This is a genomic window from Streptomyces coeruleorubidus, assembly GCF_028885415.1.
Classification (GTDB): Bacteria; Actinomycetota; Actinomycetes; order Streptomycetales; family Streptomycetaceae; genus Streptomyces; species Streptomyces coeruleorubidus_A.
In genome coordinates this window covers 3,326,877-3,347,526 of record NZ_CP118527.1, presented here as the reverse complement: position 1 = coordinate 3,347,526, position 20,650 = coordinate 3,326,877, and the positions used below count along the sequence as shown (strand labels likewise).

The following is a 20,650-nucleotide window of genomic DNA, read 5'->3' as shown; positions in this document are numbered from 1 at the left end:
GGTCAGCCGGCCGAGACCTCGTCCCGGCTGTCGTCCTGTGCCTGGGTCTGTGCCTGCGCCTGCGCGGCGTCAGCGGCGGCGGCCCGCCGACCCCCACCGACCCTCTCCTTCACGAAGGCGACGACGAGGACGAGCGCCGCGACGATCAGCGACAGCACGATGGTCTGGCGTCCGTCGTGCTCGGTGTCAGTGAGCATGTAACCGAGGATGAACACGATCAGCGCGGCCGTCGCCCAGGTCAGGTACGGGTACAGCCACATCTTCACGACGAGCTTCTCCGGCGCCTCGGCCTTGATGATCTTCCGCATCCGCAGCTGCGAGAAGCAGATCACCAGCCACACGAACAGGGCGACCGCGCCACTGGAGTTCACGAGGAAGAGGAAGACGGAGTCCGGGAACTTGTAGTTGAAGAAGACGGCGACGAATCCGAACGCGACGGACGCGAGGATCGCCGTCCGCGGCACGCCGTTGGCGGTCGTGCGGGCGAAGGACTTCGGCGCGTCGCCGCGCTGGCCGAGCGAGAAGGCCATGCGGGAGGCGGTGTAGAGGCCGGAGTTGAGACAGGACAGCACCGAGGTCAGCACGATGAAGTTCATGATCTGACCGGCGTGCGGAATGCCGAGGGAGTCGAGCGCGGCGACGTACGAGCCGTCCTTGGTGATGGACTTGCTGTCCCACGGCAGCAGGGACACCACGACGAAGATCGAGCCGAGGTAGAACACGGCGACACGCCAGATGATGCTGTTGGTGGCCTTGGTGACGGCCTGCTGCGGGTTCTCGGACTCACCGGCGGCCAGGGTGGCGATCTCGCTGCCCATGAAGGAGAAGACGACGAGCAGCACACCGGTGAGGATCGCCCCGGCACCGTGGGGCAGGAAGCCCCCGTGCTCGGTGAGGTTGCTCAGCCCGGCCTGCTCGCTGTCCACACCCGGCAGGAGCCCGAACACGGCCAGCCCGCCGATGACGATGAACGCGGCGATCGCGACCACCTTGATCCCGGCGAACCAGAACTCGAACTCGCCGTACGACCCGACGGAGACGAGGTTGGTGGCGGTGAGCACCACCATCACGATCAGGGCCCAGGCCCACTGCGGCACGGCCGGGATCCACCCCTCAAGGATCACGGCACCGGCGGTCGCCTCGACCGCCAGCACGACCACCCAGAAGAACCAGTACAGCCAGCCGATGGAGAAACCGGCCCAGGGTCCGAGCGCCCGGTCGGCGTGCGCGGAGAAGGAACCCGAGGTCGGATTGGCGGCCGACATCTCACCGAGCATCCGCATCACCAGCACGACGAGCGTGCCGACGAGGGCGTACGACAGGAGGATGCCGGGCCCGGCGGTGGCGATACCGGAGCTGGACCCGACGAACAGGCCCGCCCCGATGACACCACCGATGGCGATCATCGACAGATGCCGGTTCTTGAGCCCGGCCTGGAGCCCGGGGCTGCCACCGGGTTCTCCGGGGCCGCCGCGTTCGCTTCCTGTCGTCTTGAGAGTCGGCTGCGAGGTCATGGAACGGATTTCCTTTGCGCCGGGGAGCTTTCTTCCGTACGAACCGCCTGAGCCGTACGAACGGGGGTGTGTCGCGGCATGACGGTGTACAGAGGCTCGTACGAGCGGTGTACGAGCGGGTCCAGTGAATCGGAGGTGAACGCCGAGATGAACCTCTGAATCCAGATTGTTACTTGAGGTTTTCCTGAGCTTCTATAACGCGGCTCACATTCGACTCACGTTTTCATGAGCGCCACCCGGCGCGCCTTCCCTGAAACACTCGTGTCACACTCGTCCCATGCGCGTGTACCTCGGCTCGGACCATGCGGGCTACGAACTCAAGAACCACCTCGTCGAGTGGCTGAAGGCGGCGGGTCACGACCCCGTCGACTGCGGCCCGCACATCTACGACGCCCAGGACGACTACCCGCCCTTCTGCCTCCGCGCCGCGGAGCAGACGGCCGCGGACCCCGACGCCCTCGGCATCGTCATCGGCGGCTCCGGCAACGGCGAGCAGATCGCCGCGAACAAGGTCAAGGGCGTCCGCGCGGCCCTCGCCTGGAGCGAGGAGACGGCGGCCCTCGGTCGCCAGCACAACAACGCCAACGTCGTCGCCGTGGGCGCGCGCATGCACTCGCAGGCCGAGGCGACGGCCTTCGTCGAGACGTTCCTCAACACGCCGTTCTCCGGTGACGAACGTCACGTCCGCCGAATCGACATGCTCGACGCGTACGAGTCAACAGGCGACCTCCCTCCCATCCCGCCCCACCACCCCCAGCCGTAGGGCTCCGGGCCCTGGCCTGCACGAGGCCCTGCCTGAACCGCTGAGGTCAGGCGGTTGTGCCGAGCGGGGGAGGGGCTCCGAGGTTCGAGATGCCCGCGGGTACTGGGGCTGGCCACCGGCGCGGCCCCAGCGTCCGAGCTGGTGTGCAGCTCCAGGGGCTGGACGCGAGGTTCAGTTTTCAGTATCCGGGCTTCATGTGGGGGCAGGGTCCGAGCCTCATGTGGGGGTCAGGGGCCGAGCCCGACGCTGGGCCAGTGCCGAGCCCGACGTGGGGGTCAGTGCCGAGCCCACCGCGGGGTTCAGTGCCGAGCCCACCGTGGGGTTCAGTGTGGACAAAGGCGACGATCACAGGAGAAACCCGTGCCGGAAGGCCACACCATCCACCGGCTGGCCCTCGACTACGCCACCGCCTTCCTCGGCACAACCCCCCAGGTAACCAGCCCCCAGGGCAAGTTCAGCGACGCCGCCACCCTCCTCACCGGCACGGAACTCACCCACACGGAAGCCCACGGCAAACACCTCTTCCTCGGCTTCCACGCCACCGACTGGATCCACATCCACCTCGGCCTCTTCGGCAAGGTCACCTTCGGCCCCACCCCCGCACCCCCGGCCACCGACACCGTCCGTCTCCGCCTCGCGAACGACACCACCTACGTGGACCTCCGCGGCCCCACCACCTGCGCCCTCATCACACCCCCGGAGAAGCAGGCGATACACGACCGCCTCGGCCCCGACCCCCTCCGCGACGACGCCGACCCGGACACCGCATACCGCCGCGTCTCCCGCAGCCGTACGACCATCGCCGCCCTCCTCATGGACCAGAAGGTCATCGCCGGCGTGGGAAACGTCTACCGCGCGGAAGTCCTCTTCCGGCACCGCATCGACCCGTACCGCCCCGGCAAGGACATCACCCCGTCCGAGTGGCACGCGATCTGGACCGACCTGGCCGAGCTCATGCACGAGGGCGTCCGCAACAACCGCATCGACACGGTCCGCCCGGAACACACCCCGGAGGCGATGGGCCGCCCACCCCGGGTGGACGACCACGGCGGCGAGGTGTACGTCTACCGCAGGGCCGACCAGCCCTGCCACATCTGTGGCGGCGAGATCCGCACCGCCGATCTCGCCGCCCGCAACCTCTTCTGGTGCCCGACCTGCCAACGCCCCTGAAAAACAGCTCCGCACCCAGCTTGTTCTTTATCTTCGAGCCGCTTGAGAAGCCGGGGCCGGACGGTCGGCGTACCTTCTTCAACCGTTGACGTACGGGGACGGTTCAGTGCCCAGGGACCACCAGGTGGGCGCGTTGCTGAGGGCGGGTCGCGGCCAGGTAGTGCTCTTCGGCCAGGCGCCGGCGGGACTCCCAGTCCCACCAGGTCGTAGTAGTCGGCGAGTTCGGGCCGGGCGGTGTACACACTGCATCACGACGAACCAGATAAGGAACAAGCTCAGAAACTGTGCGGCAGCCACGGCGCCACCGCACCGGCCCCGAACCCCAACGAGGCCTCCGCCAACGCCCCCCGCCGCAACTCCCGCACACGCCCCGCCGCCCCCAACGCCCCGAGGCTCACCCCACCGAGATACGCCGCCCCCAACTCCCGTACGGACAACGCGACATCCGCCGCATCCGCCGTACGCTCACAGGACGCCCCCTTCGCATTCCCGCTGAGCCGCCAACGCCCGGCGTTCCAGGGACAGAACGCGTCCTCCACCTCGAACACCACGTCCACCGGCGTCTGATACGTCCGCGCCTCCAACGCGGCCCCGACATCCACCGGCCGTACGTACAGCGAATCCCGCAACCGCGGCTGACACCGCCGTATGTCGGACACCATGTACTGCCACGCGTCGTCGACCGGCCGCCCCCGCATCACCAGCGTCGACGTCAGGTCGATGCCGAACAGGAACCGCAGCAGCGCCGCGTCCGCCGCGGGATCCAGCGCGGCCGAGTTCTCCACAATCACCGTGCCGTTGGGCCCGGCGGGCCCCCAGCCGGGCTTGACGCGGTACCGCGCGTACCCGACCGTCTCCCCGTCCCGCTCGGCGAGGACGCACTGAAGCGGCGACGCCCCGCCCCGCTCGCTCTCCGGATCGAGCACCCCGAGCCGCTCCCAGCCGGGCTGCCGCGCCGGCATCCCCGGCCGCGACGGCACCAGCCGCGCGTACACCGCCTCGCACACATCGACGACATCGGCGGGAACGGCGTATCGCAGACGCACGTCGTCCGTACCCGCCGGCAGCGACGACAGCCGCACCCGGCTCGTGTCGATCTCGGCGTTCAACTGGAAGGTGGCCGCGCCGTATCCGAACCGGCCGTAGATCGCCGGCTCGGAGGCCGTGAGCACGGCCAGCGGCTCACCCCAGGCGCGGACGTCGTCCAACTGGCGCCGCATCATCGACGTCAGGACGCCGCGCCGGCGGTGCGTGGCCGCCACGCTCACCATCGTGACGCCCGCGGCCGGCACCAAGGCCCCGCCGGGCACGGTGAGCCGGAAGCGGAACGCCCCGGCCGTCCCCACGCAGTCGTCCCCGTCCCAGGCACCGAGTGAACGGTCGCACTCGGTCAGCGCGTTCCACAACTCCCGCTCCTCGGCGGACTCCGGCACCCCGCCGAAGCCGCGGATGAGGGTGTCGTACCACTTGTCCCAGTCGTCCTGCCGAAGGACCCGCAGGGTCGCCGCGGAGCCGGTCGCGTCAGTCGCCATGACCCATGCCTACCAGGGCAACTCGGGACGAGCGAGGGAATTTCTCCGGGGCGGCGGCGGGCTGCGCACCGTAAGTTCACTGTGAAGTCGGCCCTCGGACGGGGGACAAGTAGGACCTCCCGTGCCAAGCGGCCGGTCCGATGGATAGGGTCCCGAACTAATGGCAGCAGGACGAGAGCGGCGCGCGGAAGCCGAGACGTTCACGGCCCGGTTGAAGAAGCAGTGGCACCGGGTCCGCGTCGGCGTGCGCCGAGCCGCCGTGGACTACTTCCGCGGTGACGGCTCGGACTGGATCGCCCTGGCCGGCCTGCTCCTGACCGTCCCGCTGATCGCGGCGGCGACGCTTGCCAACTCGGTGTGGTTCTCGCCGGCCGCGCTGGTCCTGCCGGTCGTCGTGGGCGGTCTGCTGCTGCGCCCGGCGAGCCTGCTCGGTCTGTACGCGGCGGCGGCCACGGCGCTGATCGTGGAGTCGGTGCAGCTGGGCCCCTACACGGAGGGTCCGTCCAGGGTCACCCCGGGCGTGGTGCTCGTGGTCGCGGCCTGCGGTTTCTTCGGGCTGCTGCTGGCCCAGTTCCGCAGCCGGGTCGGTGTGCCCTGGCGGCGCGGCGGCACCATGCTGTTCGACCTGCGTGAACGCATCCGGGTGCAGAGCAAGCTGCCCGGCCTGCCGGACGGCTGGCACCGCGAGATGGCGCTGCGCCCGGCGGGCGGCCAGTCCTTCTCGGGCGACTTCGTGGTGGCGGCGCGCACCAACGGCGGCCGCACGCTCGAGGTCGTCCTCACCGACGTCTCCGGCAAGGGCATGGACGCCGGCTCCCGCGCGCTGCTCCTGTCCGGCGCGTTCGGCGGGCTCCTGGGCTCCCTCCCGCCGCACGCCTTCCTCCCGGCCGCGAACGGCTATCTGCTCCGCCAGGACTGGGAAGAGGGCTTCGCGACCTCCATCCACCTGGTCCTCGACCTGGACTCCGGCGACTACGAGCTCTACTCCGCCGGCCACCCGCCGGGCCTCCAGCTCAGCGCGGGCAGCGGCCGCTGGGAGGAGAAGGCGGCGGAAGGCCCGCTCCTCGGCGTGTACGACGGTGCCCAGTTCGACCCGGTGAAGGGCTCGCTCCGCCCGGGCGACGTGCTGATGCTGTTCACGGACGGCCTGGTGGAGACCTCAGACCGCGACATCGTCGAGGGCATCGACCGCCTCACCGGCGAGGCCGACCGCTATGTGGCCGGAGGCTTCCACGGCGCCGCCTGGCACCTCATCGAGGCCGTGGCCAAGGACGTCAACGACGACCGGGCCCTGCTGCTGATCTGCCGGGAGGGCCCGACAGCGGCCGCCACCCGCTGAGGCGCGGTTCTCCTCAGGGGCACACTGGAGCCGTGACCGAGACACCCCGCACCCCGCTGACCCTGGCCCAGGTCGAGGCCACCGCCCGCGCCGCGCACGCCGGCCAGACCGACAAGGCCGGACGGCCCTACGCCGAGCATCTCCAGGCCGTCGCGCAGGGCGTACGGGCGCGGGGCGGCGACGAGGAGCAGATCGCGGCGGCCTGGCTGCACGACGCCGTCGAGGACGAGGCGCTGTCGCCTCAGTGGCTGCGCGAGGCCGCGCTGAGCAGCCGTACCAAGGACATCGTCCGCGCGGTCACCAAGCGGGCGGGGGAACCGCCCGAGGCGTACGCCGCGCGCATCCTCGCCACGCCCGGCGCGCTGCTGGTGAAGGAGGCGGACCTGGCGCACAACGCGGACCCGGCACGCCTCGCGGCCCTCGACGAGGCCACCCGCAAACGACTGACCGAGAAGTACGCGCGGATGCGCGCACTTCTCGGTCTCGTCGGATGAATCCGGGTACGGGCGTCAGGCGTTGACCTTCTCGCGCTCGCGCTCGCGCCGCTCGGCGCCCTGGCGCTCACGGGCCAGCTCGGCCGCGTCCCGCTTGAAGGCCCATTCCATCTTCGGCTCCATCGCGAACCGGAAGACCCGCTGCACCGGCTTGGTGCACAGCACCGTCACGACGGCGGCGGCGGCGAGGGTCACGGCGATCTCACCGAGCGGCTGGTGCATCCACGTCGGCTCGAACCAGCCCTGGTAGTCGCCGGCCTTCACCAGGAACCCGTGCAGCAGGTAGCCGTAGAGCGTGCCGGCGCCGAGCGCGGTGAACCACATGTGGCGGCGCGGCACCCAGGCGAAGAAGCAGGCGGTCAGCACCAGGGAGCAGCCGAACATCGCGAGCACCATGACCGGACCGGTCCACCACGGCGCGCCCAGCTCCTGTGCGGCGTCCCGGTGGTAGAACCACGCGGTGTTCATGCGCGGCACGGCCCACCAGCTGACGGCCAGCGCGGCGGCGAACACGGGCACCGAGGCGATCCGCACGGAACGGCGGCGCACCATGTGGAAGTGCTCGGGCTTCATCACCAGGCCCAGCACGAAGAACGGCAGGAACTGCAGGACCCGCTGGAGGTCCAGGTCGTCACCGATCTCCGGGGAGACGGTCGCCACCATGGCGAGGCCGAGCGCGAGCGGCAGCGGCCAGCGCGCCATCTTCCAGATGGGGGTGGTCATCCGCCAGATGAACAGCGCGCACAGGAACCAGGTCAGGTACCAGGGGTCGAGGAGGCTGATCTCCTGCCCCGGGTCGTCGTCGATGAACCGCTTGAAGAGCGGGTAGGCCGTCTCGAAGATGATGTACGGCACGGCCACGCCGGTGATCAGGCGCTTGAGCCGGTCGGGCCGCATGTCGAAACTGCGCGAGAAGTAGCCGGAGATGATGATGAACGCCGGCATGTGGAACGCGTAGACGACCTGGTACGCGGCCTCGAGTATCCGGCTGTCGCCCTTGAGCGGCTCCCAGGCGTGGCCCATGGCCACCAGCACGATCGCCAGGTACTTGGCGTTGTCGAAGAACGCGTCGCGCTGCTTGCCGTTCTGCTTCTTCTGGGGGCTCTGCGGCGAGCGCGGGCTCGGCACTCCGTCGGCCGGCGACTGTGCCGGGGGAAGTGGCGCCCTGCGGTCGCCGTTCGGTCGCAGCGAGTTCGTCACAGACCCTCCCACCAGGAACTCGGGGAGACGATCCGGGACCTCGCTGCGCTTGCGGGGGACGAGGCAGCGTGGAACATCTGAGGCACCCTAGCGTTCCCCGCGGCTATTCGTAAAACGCCGGATGTGAATCCTGGCTATTCGCTGTGGGTACCCCGGATTTCGGGTAGCTGACGTCACTGTCGGAGTGATGACCAACACATCGTCCGACGGCGGATTGCGCTCGTCACACCCGCCCTGCTTGTCGTGATACTTCCGGACTAAGCGCCCCATAAGACCAGCAGGCGACTCCGGCGGAATGTCCGCTTCCGCACTCCTTCGAAGCCTGCCCGCGGCGTTGTTGAGGAGCTTGCGGGGGCAATTCGAATTAGCTGCGAACGCGTTGTGTGGACACGGAAACGATTCCGTCGAATTCCCTGTGCGGGTGGCACTTCGAATTGCCGTACGAGTCCCTGCAGTTCGGCCCCCGCTCCCCGGCGGCGCACACGCGTCCGGACACGAGTGAGGTGGTCGATGCGTCACGGGCCGCATAGCCCGGCCGGGTTGGTGGCACGATGGTTCTGGCGGGGTGCGCGGGGTCGCGTCCCCGGGCCGGGAGAGCGGACCGACCGAGGGTGTGATCAGTTGTGGCCATTTCACTGTCTGTGGTGCTGCTGTTGGCGATCATCCTTGTGGTGTTGCTGAGAGGGGGATCCATCAAGGCAGGCCCAGCGATCGTGGCGATCCTCTTCGGCTTCTTCCTCGCCTCGACCGGCATGGCCCCGTCCATCAACCGGTTCCTCAACTCGATAGCGGAGACCATCAACTCCATCAGCTTCTGACCGGGCCGGTACCGCCGGTCCGAGGAGTGCGCGGATACGCTCCTCCCCGACCAGGGGACAGTGCGTGACGGGGGGAACGTACGGGGACGGCGCTGCGCGACTCCGACCCGGCCGAGGTGGGGGGCTACCGCATCGAGGACCGCCTCGGCTCCGGCGGCATGGGTGTGGTCCACCTGGCCCGCCCGGCCTCCGGCCGGCCGCTTGCGATCAAGGTGGTGCACGGCCAGTACGCCGACGACGACGAGTTCCGTGCCCTCCCCCAGGCTCTCGGCTTCGCTCGAGCAGGGGGACCCCCAGCGCCGAGAGGTGGCCGCCGCCCGACAGGTCAGCGGGGCCTTCAGGGCCCCAGTCGTGGACGCGGACGCCGGCGCGCCGCGCCCCTGGATGGCCACGCTCTGCATACCGGGCGCGGACCTCGGCACCCACGTCCGCGAGCACGGCCCGCTCCCGCTGCCCCGCCTGCGCGAACTCGCTGCAGGCCTCGTCGAGGCGCTGCGCGGCATGCACCGCGCCTCAGGCGTCCACCGCGACCTGAAGCCGTCCAACGTGATGCTCGCCGAGGACGGCCTCCGCGTCATCGACTTCGGCATCTCCCGCGCCGCCGAGTTCGTCGCCTCGGACGTCCTCACCCAGACCGGCCGCGTCATGGGCACGCCGCCCTTCATGTCCCCGGAACAGCTCGCGTCCCCGCCCCAGGACGTCGGCCCGGCCGCCGACATCTTCTCCCTCGGCTCGGTCCTCGCCTACGCCGCCACCCGCCGCGGCCACCTTCGACAGCCCGAGCCCCTACGAGACGGCCCTGCGGGTCGTCGAGGGCGAGCCGGAAACTCTCCGGCGTACCGGACGAGATGCTGCCCGCCACCGGTTCACCACGCCCCCTGCGACCGGGACCGGGCGCCCGACCGACCGAGCCCCGCCGGAACGGCATGGCCGCACGCGGCACGCGCCGAGCAGAAGCCGCGCGATCCCGCCGGGACGCCGACGCCGACACCGACACCCGAGGCCGCACGCCCCCGCAGCTCCCGCCGACGCCGCCTGCTGCTCGTCTCCGCCGCCCTGGCCGCCGCGTTCGCCGTGGTGGTCGCCACCGTCGTCCTCATCCGCGACGGCGGCGACTTCCAGTGCTGCACCTCCGTGGGCACGTCTCTGGTGTGCGCCGGTACCCGGTTCATGGCGACCCGCTTCGACCTCGCCGAGGGCCGCAACACCTGGTCCCGGCCCGTCGACCCCACCGCGCCGGACGGCTCGTCCTCGGACGAGGGCGCGGTCATCGGCACGGACCATGGCCGCGTCCACGCCTACCAGGCGGACGAGCGGCAGCTGGCGGACGGCGCCGGCCCGCTGTTCACCTGCACTGTCGCGGCCCTGGCCGCCGACACCGGCAAGGGTCTCTGGCGGACCCGGACGGCCGACGGCCGGACGGCGAGCGTTCCCGACGGCGAGCAGGGCGGTGCCACGGCCGCCCCCGAAGGGGTCATCGCGCTGTAGGGCGACCAGGGCGAGCAGTACGCCCTGCTCGACGCCGACACCGGCGAGGTCCGCTGGCAGCACCCGAGGCCGCAGGTCACGGAGGGTGTCTGCTGCGCGAGGCGGCCGAGCGCCCCTACCTGATCTGCACGACCGGCAGGTGGGGCAAGGGCCCCGCCCGGACCAGCGCCTCCCAGCTCAGCACGGCCACCGGCAAACCCCGCTGGACGGCCGAGGCCAAGGGCGCCCTGGACGTGCTCGGCCGGGACGGCGACCACCTGGTGCTCGCGGACGCCTACTCGCCGGGCAGCGGCCTCACCCTGGTCGACGTCACCTCGCGCACGCTCACCGCCGTGCGGGTCTCCGGCAAGCAGTCCGACGCGTCCGGCGTGTACCTCGTCCGCGGAACCGTCTGCTTCACCCGCGACAGCGGCGGCGTCAGCGCGGTCTCCCCGCGCACGGGCCGGACCCTGCGGGACAGCAACTCCAGCGTGGAACGGCCGGGCCCGCCGACCGGCTCCGCCACCCGCGTGTACTTCCGGCGCCCCCTCACCCTGGTCGGCGACGCCCTGTACGTCCCGTACGGCGACCGCTCGGTCTACACGGTCGACGTACGCGACCTGTGAACGCCCGTCCGCCGGATGAGGCCGAAGTCGCCCGACGGGTCGAACGTCGGCGAGGCAGTGATGATCTCGGCCGCGAACCGACCTGACACACGAACGCCGAAGGCCCGGGGAGAGGAAAACCTCTCGTCCGGGCCTTCGGCCTGAAGAGCGGGCGACGGGAATCGAACCCGCGTAGCTAGTTTGGAAGATCGCGTAACCGGACACGGGCTGAACTGGCGAGACGCTGAGCTGGAGGTTCGTGTGCCGCTTGCCGTGGATCCCCGTTGTTCCCCGCTGACTGCCGCACGGTCGGGCACGCAGGGGGCACGTGTGCCCCTCTGCCGCTCTGCCAGTCGCAGGGTGGCCCAGATCTGGCGCAGGGCCCAGGCAGGCGCTCACGGGAGCAGCGAGCGCCGCGCCTCACCGCCCGTCTGCAACTAGGGGCGGTAGGGATCGCGCATGGTTGGCATGCTGTTCTTTGACCCAGGTCCGTAGGTCACTCGATCGTTCTGTGCCTGTATCCGCCGTGCCTGCTCGATGAGAAGTCCGTCGGCGTTCTCCGTCTTGCCGCTTCGTCGTCGCAGGAGTACGAAGATCAAAGCCAGTACTGTCATCAGTAACAGGCCGAACAGGATGCCTAGCTCGATCATGAGAGTCCCCCTATGTGTGCGCTGCCGGGCAGAACCAGTCAGGCTGGTGATCGGCCCGATGGCTGTGTAGGTGCATCCTTCCCTACAGGCTCGCTCATCACGCAACGCGACCTGTCAGCCAGCCACGTGATCGGCGGAGCGACTTTGGCCGGGAGCTGCTTTGGGGCGAGTGATCATGGCCCCGTAAGCTTCCGGCGAGTCGGGCAGTCTGTGGACCTGCCCGTTAAAGCACGACGTTGGGGCCATGATCTTAGAGGCTCGCCCCAAAGTGGCTGGCTAAAGTCGCGGAGTCGATCACCCCAGCCACAGAGGGTTTCTCCCTACCGCGTGCCCGCAGCCGCCGAGCGCGCCGCCGGGCGCGGCCAGCCGGGGCGAAGACAGGAGGCAGGCCGCGCCGCAGAGGCGGCGCGCGCCCGCGCCGTGCGCGGGCACTTGATGAAGTAGGGAAAGTTCTACCGCGCCCCCCACTGATCGTCTGGTTCCGGCTGTGTCTACTCACGTGAGTACTCCGGCGGCTACGCTTGTGTCGCTCGACATAACTCGGCGACAAGGAGTGTGCTCAACGGATGGGACCGAAGTCGGAGCGGGTCTACCGCACGATCCGCGAGTGGATCTCGACGGGGAAGTACTCGCCTGGCTCCAAGATCCCATCTGAGCGAACCCTGTCCGAAGAGCTGGGCATCGGCCGTACGGCTCTCCGCCAGGTGCTGGCGAAGCTCGTCGCCGAGGGCGCCATTGAGGTGCATGGCCGTAGCTCCTATCGGGTGCCGGATCGGTCTGTGACTACCCAGGCGCCGGCGGATGTCGAGCCGTGGCAGATCCATGGTGAGCGGACTCTGTACGACAACCGCTGGGTGAAGCTCAGCCTCGTCGACGTCGAGCCGCCAGGAGTCGACCGCTTCGAGCACCACGTAGTGAAGCTCCACCACGTGGCCATCGCGGCCGTCATCGACGACCAGGACCGTGTCCTGATGATGTGGCGCTACCGCTTCGTGCCCGACTCGTTCGGATGGGAGCTCCCGGGTGGCATCGTCGACGAGGGGGAGGACTCCTTGCAGACGGCGCTGCGTGAGGTCGAGGAAGAAACCGGCTGGCGGCCAGACTCCCTTGAGCAGGTGGTCACGTATCAGCCCATGGTGGGCATGGTCGACTCACCGCACGACATCTTCGTAGGCAAGGGCGCCAAGCTCGTAGGAGAGCCGACGGACCTGGAGGAGGCGGGGCACATCGCCTGGGTGCCGCTCTCTGACATTCCTGGCCTCATGGCGCGGGGCGAACTCATGGGCTCTGGCACCCTCGTTGCCCTGCTCCACGTCCTCGCCTCGCGTGGCGCTGGCGCTTCGCCTACAACTGCTGCGTGAGCTGCTCGATCCTGCGCCTCTGACGTACCGACCCGGTGCGGTTCGCTATCAAGCGACCCTGGCGGAGATGCTCTTGCGCCTGGTCGTACTCGCCTCGGGCCATGTGTGCCTGCGCGAGATCGCAGCGCAGCCCCGCGGACGCCCGTATGAACGTCGGGTCGGCTGTGTCCAGGGCTGTGTAGAGGCTTTGGACTGCTTCGTGGTCACCGATCAGGGCGAGTGCGTTGCCGCGCCATCTGGCGAGGTGCCCCTCGTTGAGGAAGATGCTCAGCATGTCCGGGTCGCGAGCGTCCTCACCCGGAGGCAGGGACCGTACGGCGCTCTCCAGTGCGCGCTTGCAATCGTCGGGCATACCGGCTCGGGCACATATCTCGGCTTCTGCGGCGTGCAGCCAAGCTGTAAGGCGTGGGGACATGGCCGTGCCGCCGAGTCGCTGTGCCTCGCGTATCAGCTGCACCGCCATGGGCGCCCGTCCGGCGTCGCAGAGCACGTAGGCCTGTTCGGCTGTGGCGTGCGCCAGGTACATCGGCTCTTCGGCCTCCTGGGCGGCGCGCTTGCCCAACTCGTAGTGCCGCCAGGCTCGCTCAATGGCTCCGACGTCAAGAGCTTGCCAGGCGGCGAGTGTCGCTGCTCCTGCCAAGGCACGTGCGACTGGACGCCGTGTCTCGGGCAGCACGGCGAAAGTGAGGGCGTCCTCAAGCGTCGTCAGGTGGGCCGTCATCTGGTCGACGAGGCTTGCGGCCCCCATCTGCCGGTCCATTGTTCGGAGCAGCTCCGTTTGGTCCATGAACGTGTCCACCATGGACGTGCTGATGCTGCGAGCCGCGTCGATCCGGCCCATCAGCTCGTCATATCCATCCGCCGTGACCGATGACGTCAGCAGCTCAGTCCTGCCCGCCAGTTCGTCATCAGTGATGCCAAGCAGCGCGCGCAGTATCTTGGCGTAGCGGGCTGAGACGTTGCGCCGGCCGTTCTCCCACTCCGAGACGTACACGCGCAGGCTGGCTCTCGACGCGACATCGAGCATGTGCTGTTGCGCATAACGCTCGATTTCCCGGACCAGCCGCTCTTGCGACCACTCCCGTGCGCTCCTTGCTGCCTTGAGTCCGTTCGTCACGTGGTGCCGCCCTGCCTGGGTTACAGAGACCTTATTGCAGCATGCCGCACATCACCGCAGGTCGGCAGGGGTTAACGAGTCAGGTGTTAACCCCTGTTGGCTACCGGGGCGTTGGCAGAAACGGTTCCCTAGAAGTGTCGCAGCAAGGCGAGTTGAAAAGCCAAAGCAGCGACAGCGCTTGACATCTGGTGCGCACCAGATGCAACCTACTGGTGCGCACCAGTTGGGGCGCGAACCCGCAGCTTTGCTGCGCTCATCTGTCAACGCACGAGAGCGGCGACCCACCGCCAAGCAAGTACGCCGCTCCCGCCCCTCAAGGGAGTTCCATCATGCGTCAGATCCCCGTTGAGACGTCCGGCGCGACCGTGATGGTCGCCAAGGCCCCGCAGCCCAAGGTCCGTGACCGCCGGACCGGCGAGATCGCCACCGACGCCGACGGCGTCAAGCTCATGACCGTCGACGTGATGTTCGCGGCCAACGACGAGGTCGAGATCCTGTCCATCACCGTCCCGGAGCCCGGTATCTCCAGCGACCTGGCCATGGGAACCCCGGTCGCGCTGACGGGACTGATCGCCCGGCCGTGGGAGAACGAGTTCAACGGCCAGAAGCGTCACGGCATCGCCTTCCGCGCCGTCGCGGTCACCTCGCTGGCCGCCACCGGTTCGGCATCCGAGGCGGCCTGATCATGACGTGGTTCATGGTCGCTGTGGTTGTGGTCGTCGCTGCTGCGGGTCTCCTGCGGTGGCGGCGCCCCGCCTGGTACTGGCTGACCTTCGGAGTCCTCGTCGCCACGGTGCGGGTCCTGGTCCGCTACGCCTCGGTCATGGACGCCTGCGGCCTGACGGTCCCGCCCTCACGCTGGCGGCTGGCCTTGGCCCGGGTGGCCAACCGGCCGGTGCCGGAGTCCCGGGTCCCGCGCATCCTGCGGCTGCGGCCCACCCGGACCGGCCTGGTCCTGCGGCTCAAGCTCCGACCCGGACAGGACGCCTTCGACGTGGCGGCCGCCACGGACCGGCTGCGCCACTCCTTCGGGATGTACGGCGTGATCTCCCGCGAGGTCCGCTCCGGTGTGGTTGAGGTGCGGATGACCGGCTACGACGTGCTGAAGCGGGTGCAGATGCCCGCGAAGGTCGACCCTGTTCCGATGCGGGTTCCGGTCGCGTTGCGTGAGGACGGCGCGGTGCACTACCGCGACTACCGCGCGGTCCCCCACGGCCTGACCCTCGGGGCGACCGAGTCCGGCAAGTCCGTCTACCAGCGCAACCTGGTCGCCGGGCTCGCCCCGATGGACGTCGCCCTGGTCGGCATCGACTGCAAGCAAGGCGTCGAGCTGTTCCCGCTCGCGCGCCGGTTCTCCGCCCTCGCCGACAACCCCGACACCGCCCTCGAACTGCTCGAAGCCCTGGTCTCCCACATGGAGGAGGTCTACCAACTGATCCGGGCTGAACAACGCATCAGTGTCGCCGTGCCGGATGCGGAGATCGCCGCCGACATCTGGGACCTGCCCGAAGACATCCGTCCGGTACCCGTCGTGGTCCTGGTCGACGAGGTCGCCGAACTCGCCCTGTTCGCCTCGAAGGACGAGGAGAAACGCCGGGACCGGATCATCACCGCCCTGGTCCGCCTCGCCCAGCTCGGCCGCGCGGCCGGAATCTACCTGGAGATCTGCGGGCAGCGCTTCGGCTCCGAACTCGGCAAGGGCATCACCATGCTCCGAGCCCAGCTCACCGGCCGCACGTCCCACCGCGTCAACGACGAAACAAGCGCCAACATGGCCTTCGGCGACATCTCCCCGGACGCCGTCCTGGCCGCCATTCAGATCCCCGCCGAGACACGCGGCATCGCGATCGCCGGTGACTCCACCGGTGGCTGGCACCGCATCCGCGCCCCGCACACCTCGCTGCGCCAGGCCGTGAACCTCTGCAACAAGTACGCCGACCGCACCCCCGACGTGCCCGCCCTGGCACCGTTCCGGCCCGCGGTCGCCGCTCTGCCCTCGGCCCGGGTGCCGCTGTCCAAGACAGCCCCCGCCACCGCCTGACCCTCCCCGCTTCACCGGTCGACGCGACCGCTTCGCGCCAGGTCCCTACCCCCGCCATGCCACATCACAGGAAGGAGCCGTGATGGCCCGCCCCGCTCTCCGCATCGACGCCGTCCTGGTCCAGGCCGTCATCGCCGGGGCGCTGTCCTTCGCCCACCTCCACGACCTGGCCGCCGCAGCAGGACAGGACGGCTGGAAAGCCTGGGCCTACCCGATCAGCGTGGACCTGCTCCTGGTCGCTGCCTGGCGGCGGCTGCGCTCCGACGGGCCGTCCCGGCTGGCCTGGTGCTGGTTCGTCATCGCCCTTGTCGCTTCGCTGGGCGCCAACGTCGCGACCGCCGGACTCCTCGACTTGGAGCAGGTCCCGGCGTGGCTGCGGATCCTGGTCGCGGCCTGGCCTGCGCTCGCCTTCATGGGCGGCACTCTCCTCGCCCACTCCGCCACGGACCGGCTGCAGGATCCGCCGGCGCCCGCAGCCCCGGTCACCGAACCGAACCCTGAGCCGGTCCCCGACAACGAACCAGAGCCCGAGCTTGAGCCGGTCCCGGCGGTCGACGACACCCCGGCTCTTCCCGCCGCCGAGCCCGCTCCGGCCGAGCCCGCTCCGGCCGAGCCCGCTCCGGCCGCGCCCGCTCCGGCCGCGCCCGCTCCGGCTGTGCCGGTCCCGGCCGCGCTGGTCGACCACGCCCGCAAGGTCGCCGACGACCACCAGGCCCGTACCGGTACGCCGATCGACACCGACACCCTGCGCGCCCGCCTCGGCGTCCCGCCCCAGCTCGCCGACGCCATCGCCGCCCAACTCGCCTGCCGAAGGGAGACCCACCGTCATGCCCGCCCGTGACCACTTCCACTCCGTGATGCGGATCGGCCCGGTGCAGATCGGCACCCACCGCGACCGCCACGGCCAGACCAAGCACGCCGCCGTGTGCACCGCCGACCGGTGCGGCTGGTCCGCCGACTACTCCAGCCAGTCCGCCGCCCAGCTCGCCGCCCGCACCCACCGCTGCAAGGTCCGATAGGAGGCCCTCAGCCATGGAAGTACCGCTCTGGCTCGCCCTGCTCGTCGTCGGCTACCTCGGCGTCAAGCTCATCCGCCCGCCCGCCTGGCTCATCGCCGTCCTGCTGCTCGGCGGCTTCCTCCTCGCCGACAGCGTCCTGGCCCCCGCCATCGACACCTTCGTCAAGTAACCGCCCTCGGAAGGGAGAACCGCCGATGTTCCGCCCGAAGATCCCCACCATGCCCACGCCGACCGGCCACGTCACCCCGCCCGCCGTGGCCGAGCCGACCACCGTAGTCCCGGCCACCCAAACTCCGCCGCCCGCCCAGGTGGCCCCGGAGCCGTCCCGGCCGACGGTGCAGCTCACCCCCGGCACCGCGCTCGCCCTCGTCGGCGGTGGCACCGCCGTGGTCCTGGTCGTCGGCGCCGTCCTTGTCTCCATGCTCCTGGCCGTCGCCATCACCGGCGCCTCGCTGGCCATCTGCGCCCTGGTGATCCGCTCCCTGGTCAACGCCGACGCCAAGCGACGCTGACCGGCCCCCGGGCGGCTCCGATACCGCCAAGCATCCGCCGCCCGGGCGCCGTCCCTGTCCGATCCACTGAACCGGAAGGAACCCCCAGCATGCCGCACCCCACCACCACGCCGACGCCCCGCATCTGCCCCAACTGCGACGGCTTCGCCACCGCCGCCATCACCACCGGCAGCCGCAACCGGCACGGCCACCTGCCCACGCTCACCATCGACTGCCGGGCCTGCAACGGCCAGGGCACCGTCCCCGCCCGCGTCCGGGAGGGTGCGCGTGCCTGACCTGCTCGACCCGACCACCCTCGGCGACTTGCTGAGGGTGGCTTCGGCATCCGACTACCACCGCTGGCACGAGCAGATCCGCCGCACCGGCGGCTGCGCCGACCCCATCCACCTCACCGGCTGGACCCTGCACAAGGACAAGACCACCGGCGAGACCCTGCACCGCTACAGCACCGAGAGTGAGCCGGGCGGGCGCCTCCGCGTTGCCTGCGGCAACCGCCGCGCCTCGCGCTGTCCCTCCTGCGCCTGGACGTACGCGGGCGACACCTACCACCTCATCCGTGCCGGGCTCGCCGGAGACGACCGCCGCGACATCCCCGCCACCGTCCGGGACCACCCCCGGGTCTTCGCCACGCTCACCGCTCCCTCGTTCGGCCCGGTCCACAACAGGCCCGACCGGGGCGTCTGCCGCTGCGGCATCCGCCACGCCGCAGACGCCCCGGAACTGGGCACCGCCCTCGATCCGGCCACGTACGACTACGCGGGCGCGGTGCTGTTCAACAACCACGCCGGTCAGCTCTGGCAGCGCTTCACCAACCGGCTCCGCCGCGAGATCGCCGCCCGCGCCGGCATCACCCAACGGGAGCTGAAGGAGCGCGCCCGCCTCTCCTACGGCAAGGTCGCCGAGTTCCAAAGGCGGGGCGCCGTGCACTTCCACGCCGTGATCCGCATCGACGGACCCGACGGACCCGAGACCACACCGCCCGCCTGGGCCACGGTCGATCTCCTCGCCGACTCCATCCGTGCAGCTGCCGCGCACCCCTACACCACGGTCTCCGTCCCAGCCGCCGAGGACCAGCCCGCCCGCACCTTCCGCTGGGGCACCCAGCTCGACGTCCGGCCAGTGAAGGCCTTCGGTGACGGCTCCCAGATCACCGAAAAGGCGGTCGCCTCCTACGTCGCCAAGTACGCCACCAAGGCCGCCGAGACGACCGGCACCCTCGACCGGCGCATCGGCGAACTCTCCGAGCTCGACCGTCACCAGGTCCCGGACCACACCCGCCGCCTCATCCAGGCCTGCAAGGAACTCGACCCGCTCTACCCCGAGCGGCGCCTATGGGCCTGGGCACACATGCTCGGCTTCCGCGGCCACTTCTCCTCCAAGTCCCGCCGCTACTCCACCACCCTCGGCGCCCTGCGCCAGGCCCGTGCCGACTACCGAGCCGCCCAGGAACACGCCTCCCTCGGCCTGGACGACCGCGAGCCGGACACCGTCCTGGTCCTGGCCGACTGGCAGTACGCCGGACACGGCCACACCCCCGGCGAGTCCGCCCTCGCCGCCACCATCGCCCGCGACCTCCAGCTCAACCGCGAAACCGCCCGCGAAGCCCTCGCGCACCTGCGTCAGGAAGGAGAGCACGACCATGAATGAGCGATACCTCAGCGTCGACCAGGTCGCCGAGGTCCTCGGCACCACGGTGCGCTTCCCCCGGCGTCTGATCGAGGAGCGCCGCATCACCTACGTGAAGGTGGGCCGCCACGTCCGGATACCCGAGAGCGCGGTTCGTGAGTTCATCGACGCCAACACGGTGAAGCCGCGTCGGCGTGGTGCAGCCCTTCGGGGGGTGGCTGCCTGATGGCAGGGAAGCGCCGGCACTTCGGCCGGGTCCGCAAGCTCCCGTCCGGTCGCTATCAGGCTCGGTATCTCGGTCCGGACGGGCAGCTCCGGCCTGCGCCCCACACCTTCCGCACCAAGAAGGATGCCGACGACTGGCTTGCCGACAAGCAGACCGAGCTGCGGCGCGGCGACTGGCACGACCCCGACGCCGGGAAAGTGCCGTTCGGCGAGTACGCCACTGCCTGGATCAAGGAACGCGAGCTGACTGCCACCACGCGGCAGCTCTACGGTTCGCTCCTGCGGCACCACCTCGAACCCGCCTTCGGAGCCGTCAACGTCGCGGAGATCTCGCCTCCGCTCGTGCGACGCTGGCGTGCTGACAAGCTGGCGTCCGGCACCGGCCCGACGACCGTCGCCAAGGCGTACGCCCTGCTGCGCGCGATCATGGGCACGGCCGTCGCCGACCAGATGATCAGGCGCAACCCGTGCACGATCAAGGGCGCCAGCACCGTGCACACCCCCGAACGACCGACCGCCACCGTGCAAGAGGTCTACGACCTGGCCGACGCCATGCAGCCCCGCTACCGGGCGCTCGTACTGATGGCCGGATTCCTCGGCCTGCGCTGGGGCGAGCTGATTGGCCTGCACCGCCGGGACATCGATCTCGATCACGGGGCCGTTCGCGTCCGACGGGCCGTCGCCGAGCTGTTCAACGGGCAGCGCGAGATCAAGGCACCCAAGAGCGCTGCGGGCAAGCGCACCGTGTCGATTCCAGCCGCGATCATCCCGGACATCCGTGACCACCTGGAGCGGTACGCCGAGCCTGGAGCCGACGGCCGGGTGTTCCTCGGCGCCAAGGGGGCGACTCCTCGTCGGAACCACTTCAACCGGCTGTGGCGCAAGGCGTGCAGTGATGCCGGGATCAAGGGCCTGCACTTCCATGATCTTCGGCACACGGGCAACACCCTGGCTGCCTCCACGGGGGCGAGCACGCGAGAGCTGATGTCTCGCATGGGCCACAGCACTGCCCGGGCCGCGCTGATCTACCAGCACGCGAGCGCCGAACGTGACCGGCTGATCGCCGACGCTCTGAGCGCCCTCGTCGACAAGGGCCGGAAGACCGAGAAGAAGCAAGATCCAAAGCGGAAGGGGCACGCGGGGGACACGCCGGACTGAACGCAGCCCCCGGAAACACTCAGGGCCAGGCGGAGGAAT

General features: G+C 70.0%; 23 protein-coding genes. 18 read left to right on the top strand and 5 right to left on the bottom strand.

From position 1 onward, the window contains the following. Positions 1-2 precede the first annotated feature (2 nt). The gene (locus PV963_RS15500) at positions 3-1,514 is read right to left on the bottom strand and encodes an amino acid permease (protein ID WP_274816301.1); all 1,512 of its coding nucleotides are present in this window, start codon (positions 1,512-1,514) and stop codon (positions 3-5) included. 277 nt (positions 1,515-1,791) lie between these two features. On the opposite strand from PV963_RS15500, the gene PV963_RS15495 reads away from it, so the two are divergent. Together PV963_RS15495 and PV963_RS15490 are read left to right on the top strand one after the other, a co-directional pair. Beyond that, positions 1,792-2,277 (top strand): ribose-5-phosphate isomerase, encoded by a 486-nt coding sequence (locus PV963_RS15495; protein WP_274816300.1) that lies wholly within the window; start codon positions 1,792-1,794, stop codon positions 2,275-2,277. 360 nt (positions 2,278-2,637) lie between these two features. Continuing rightward, a complete protein-coding gene (locus PV963_RS15490) occupies positions 2,638-3,447 on the top strand; it encodes an Fpg/Nei family DNA glycosylase (protein WP_274816299.1) in 810 nt (269 codons plus the stop codon). Between the two features lie 275 nt (positions 3,448-3,722). Here PV963_RS15490 and PV963_RS15485 read toward each other — a convergent pair whose 3' ends face one another. After that, positions 3,723-4,979 (bottom strand): GNAT family N-acetyltransferase, encoded by a 1,257-nt coding sequence (locus PV963_RS15485; protein ID WP_274816298.1) that lies wholly within the window; start codon positions 4,977-4,979, stop codon positions 3,723-3,725. Between the two features lie 160 nt (positions 4,980-5,139). Between PV963_RS15485 and PV963_RS15480 the strand changes: the two genes are divergently transcribed. Both PV963_RS15480 and PV963_RS15475 read left to right on the top strand, forming a co-directional pair. Beyond that, positions 5,140-6,318, top strand: coding sequence for a PP2C family protein-serine/threonine phosphatase (locus PV963_RS15480; protein WP_274816297.1), 1,179 nt, complete (start codon positions 5,140-5,142; stop codon positions 6,316-6,318). Positions 6,319-6,350: 32 nt separating this feature from the next. Next, positions 6,351-6,812 carry an HD domain-containing protein gene (locus PV963_RS15475; protein WP_274816296.1) on the top strand — a complete coding sequence of 154 codons (462 nt, stop codon included), beginning with the start codon at positions 6,351-6,353 and terminating at the stop codon, positions 6,810-6,812. 15 nt (positions 6,813-6,827) lie between these two features. Here the strand turns inward: PV963_RS15475 and PV963_RS15470 are convergent, their stop codons facing one another. After that, entirely contained in the window at positions 6,828-8,012 is a 1,185-nt protein-coding gene (locus PV963_RS15470) for an acyltransferase family protein (protein WP_274816295.1), read from the bottom strand. A 623-nt stretch (positions 8,013-8,635) separates the two neighbouring features. Between PV963_RS15470 and PV963_RS15465 the strand changes: the two genes are divergently transcribed. The 3 genes from PV963_RS15465 to PV963_RS15450 all read left to right on the top strand — a co-directional run bounded on the left by PV963_RS15465 (position 8,636) and on the right by PV963_RS15450 (position 10,923). Continuing rightward, entirely contained in the window at positions 8,636-8,830 is a 195-nt protein-coding gene (locus PV963_RS15465; RefSeq protein ID WP_010041885.1) for a hypothetical protein, read from the top strand. Positions 8,831-9,181: 351 nt separating this feature from the next. Next, positions 9,182-10,318, top strand: coding sequence for a protein kinase domain-containing protein (locus PV963_RS43985; RefSeq protein WP_425540902.1), 1,137 nt, complete (start codon positions 9,182-9,184; stop codon positions 10,316-10,318). 233 nt (positions 10,319-10,551) lie between these two features. After that, positions 10,552-10,923, top strand: coding sequence for a hypothetical protein (locus tag PV963_RS15450; protein WP_274816292.1), 372 nt, complete (start codon positions 10,552-10,554; stop codon positions 10,921-10,923). Between the two features lie 416 nt (positions 10,924-11,339). Here PV963_RS15450 and PV963_RS15445 read toward each other — a convergent pair whose 3' ends face one another. Beyond that, a complete protein-coding gene (locus tag PV963_RS15445; RefSeq protein ID WP_274816291.1) occupies positions 11,340-11,552 on the bottom strand; it encodes a hypothetical protein in 213 nt (70 codons plus the stop codon). Between the two features lie 566 nt (positions 11,553-12,118). On the opposite strand from PV963_RS15445, the gene PV963_RS15440 reads away from it, so the two are divergent. Further along, entirely contained in the window at positions 12,119-12,913 is a 795-nt protein-coding gene (locus tag PV963_RS15440) for an NUDIX domain-containing protein (protein WP_274816290.1), read from the top strand. Here the strand turns inward: PV963_RS15440 and PV963_RS15435 are convergent. Next, a complete protein-coding gene (locus tag PV963_RS15435; RefSeq protein ID WP_425541020.1) occupies positions 12,897-13,940 on the bottom strand; it encodes an XRE family transcriptional regulator in 1,044 nt (347 codons plus the stop codon). The two genes, PV963_RS15440 and PV963_RS15435, sit on opposite strands and share 17 nt — an antisense overlap. Before the next feature lie 419 nt (positions 13,941-14,359). On the opposite strand from PV963_RS15435, the gene PV963_RS15430 reads away from it, so the two are divergent. The 10 genes from PV963_RS15430 to PV963_RS15385 all read left to right on the top strand — a co-directional run bounded on the left by PV963_RS15430 (position 14,360) and on the right by PV963_RS15385 (position 20,611). After that, entirely contained in the window at positions 14,360-14,713 is a 354-nt protein-coding gene (locus PV963_RS15430; protein ID WP_059423151.1) for a hypothetical protein, read from the top strand. A gap of 2 nt (positions 14,714-14,715) precedes the next feature. After that, positions 14,716-16,071 (top strand): FtsK/SpoIIIE domain-containing protein, encoded by a 1,356-nt coding sequence (locus PV963_RS15425; RefSeq protein ID WP_274816288.1) that lies wholly within the window; start codon positions 14,716-14,718, stop codon positions 16,069-16,071. A gap of 82 nt (positions 16,072-16,153) precedes the next feature. Beyond that, positions 16,154-16,912 carry a DUF2637 domain-containing protein gene (locus tag PV963_RS15420; RefSeq protein WP_274816287.1) on the top strand — a complete coding sequence of 253 codons (759 nt, stop codon included), beginning with the start codon at positions 16,154-16,156 and terminating at the stop codon, positions 16,910-16,912. After that, a complete protein-coding gene (locus PV963_RS15415) occupies positions 16,899-17,090 on the top strand; it encodes a mobile element transfer protein (RefSeq protein ID WP_274816286.1) in 192 nt (63 codons plus the stop codon). The genes PV963_RS15420 and PV963_RS15415 overlap by 14 nt, the downstream gene beginning before the upstream one ends. 13 nt (positions 17,091-17,103) lie before the next feature. Further along, positions 17,104-17,259, top strand: coding sequence for a hypothetical protein (locus PV963_RS15410; protein WP_020270385.1), 156 nt, complete (start codon positions 17,104-17,106; stop codon positions 17,257-17,259). Positions 17,260-17,284: 25 nt separating this feature from the next. Beyond that, the gene (locus PV963_RS15405; protein WP_274816285.1) at positions 17,285-17,602 is read left to right on the top strand and encodes a SpdD-like protein; all 318 of its coding nucleotides are present in this window, start codon (positions 17,285-17,287) and stop codon (positions 17,600-17,602) included. An 89-nt stretch (positions 17,603-17,691) separates the two neighbouring features. After that, complete coding sequence (locus PV963_RS15400; RefSeq protein ID WP_274816284.1) at positions 17,692-17,877, top strand: hypothetical protein; 186 nt, start codon at positions 17,692-17,694, stop codon at positions 17,875-17,877. Then, entirely contained in the window at positions 17,870-19,249 is a 1,380-nt protein-coding gene (gene repSA / locus PV963_RS15395) for a replication initiator protein RepSA (protein WP_274816283.1), read from the top strand. The genes PV963_RS15400 and repSA overlap by 8 nt, the downstream gene beginning before the upstream one ends. After that, positions 19,242-19,454, top strand: coding sequence for an excisionase family DNA-binding protein (locus PV963_RS15390; RefSeq protein ID WP_274816282.1), 213 nt, complete (start codon positions 19,242-19,244; stop codon positions 19,452-19,454). Before repSA ends, PV963_RS15390 begins: the two co-directional genes overlap by 8 nt. Beyond that, complete coding sequence (locus tag PV963_RS15385; RefSeq protein ID WP_274816281.1) at positions 19,454-20,611, top strand: tyrosine-type recombinase/integrase; 1,158 nt, start codon at positions 19,454-19,456, stop codon at positions 20,609-20,611. Before PV963_RS15390 ends, PV963_RS15385 begins: the two co-directional genes overlap by 1 nt. The last annotated feature ends 39 nt before the right edge of the window (positions 20,612-20,650 follow it).

Bases quoted from the DNA above. Each gene is read 5' to 3' on its own strand.
- PV963_RS15500 (WP_274816301.1), bottom strand. From the start codon at position 1,514: ATGACCTCGCAGCCGACTCTCAAGACGACAGGAAGCGAACGCGGCGGC.
- PV963_RS15495 (WP_274816300.1), top strand. From the start codon at position 1,792: ATGCGCGTGTACCTCGGCTCGGACCATGCGGGCTACGAACTCAAGAAC.
- PV963_RS15485 (WP_274816298.1), bottom strand. From the start codon at position 4,979: ATGGCGACTGACGCGACCGGCTCCGCGGCGACCCTGCGGGTCCTTCGG.
- PV963_RS15480 (WP_274816297.1), top strand. From the start codon at position 5,140: ATGGCAGCAGGACGAGAGCGGCGCGCGGAAGCCGAGACGTTCACGGCC.
- PV963_RS15445 (WP_274816291.1), bottom strand. From the start codon at position 11,552: ATGATCGAGCTAGGCATCCTGTTCGGCCTGTTACTGATGACAGTACTG.
- PV963_RS15440 (WP_274816290.1), top strand. From the start codon at position 12,119: ATGGGACCGAAGTCGGAGCGGGTCTACCGCACGATCCGCGAGTGGATC.
- PV963_RS15435 (WP_425541020.1), bottom strand. From the start codon at position 13,940: ATGCTCGATGTCGCGTCGAGAGCCAGCCTGCGCGTGTACGTCTCGGAG.
- PV963_RS15430 (WP_059423151.1), top strand. From the start codon at position 14,360: ATGCGTCAGATCCCCGTTGAGACGTCCGGCGCGACCGTGATGGTCGCC.
- PV963_RS15425 (WP_274816288.1), top strand. From the start codon at position 14,716: ATGACGTGGTTCATGGTCGCTGTGGTTGTGGTCGTCGCTGCTGCGGGT.
- PV963_RS15420 (WP_274816287.1), top strand. From the start codon at position 16,154: ATGGCCCGCCCCGCTCTCCGCATCGACGCCGTCCTGGTCCAGGCCGTC.
- PV963_RS15415 (WP_274816286.1), top strand. From the start codon at position 16,899: ATGCCCGCCCGTGACCACTTCCACTCCGTGATGCGGATCGGCCCGGTG.
- PV963_RS15410 (WP_020270385.1), top strand. From the start codon at position 17,104: ATGGAAGTACCGCTCTGGCTCGCCCTGCTCGTCGTCGGCTACCTCGGC.
- PV963_RS15405 (WP_274816285.1), top strand. From the start codon at position 17,285: ATGTTCCGCCCGAAGATCCCCACCATGCCCACGCCGACCGGCCACGTC.
- PV963_RS15400 (WP_274816284.1), top strand. From the start codon at position 17,692: ATGCCGCACCCCACCACCACGCCGACGCCCCGCATCTGCCCCAACTGC.
- PV963_RS15390 (WP_274816282.1), top strand. From the start codon at position 19,242: ATGAATGAGCGATACCTCAGCGTCGACCAGGTCGCCGAGGTCCTCGGC.
- PV963_RS15385 (WP_274816281.1), top strand. From the start codon at position 19,454: ATGGCAGGGAAGCGCCGGCACTTCGGCCGGGTCCGCAAGCTCCCGTCC.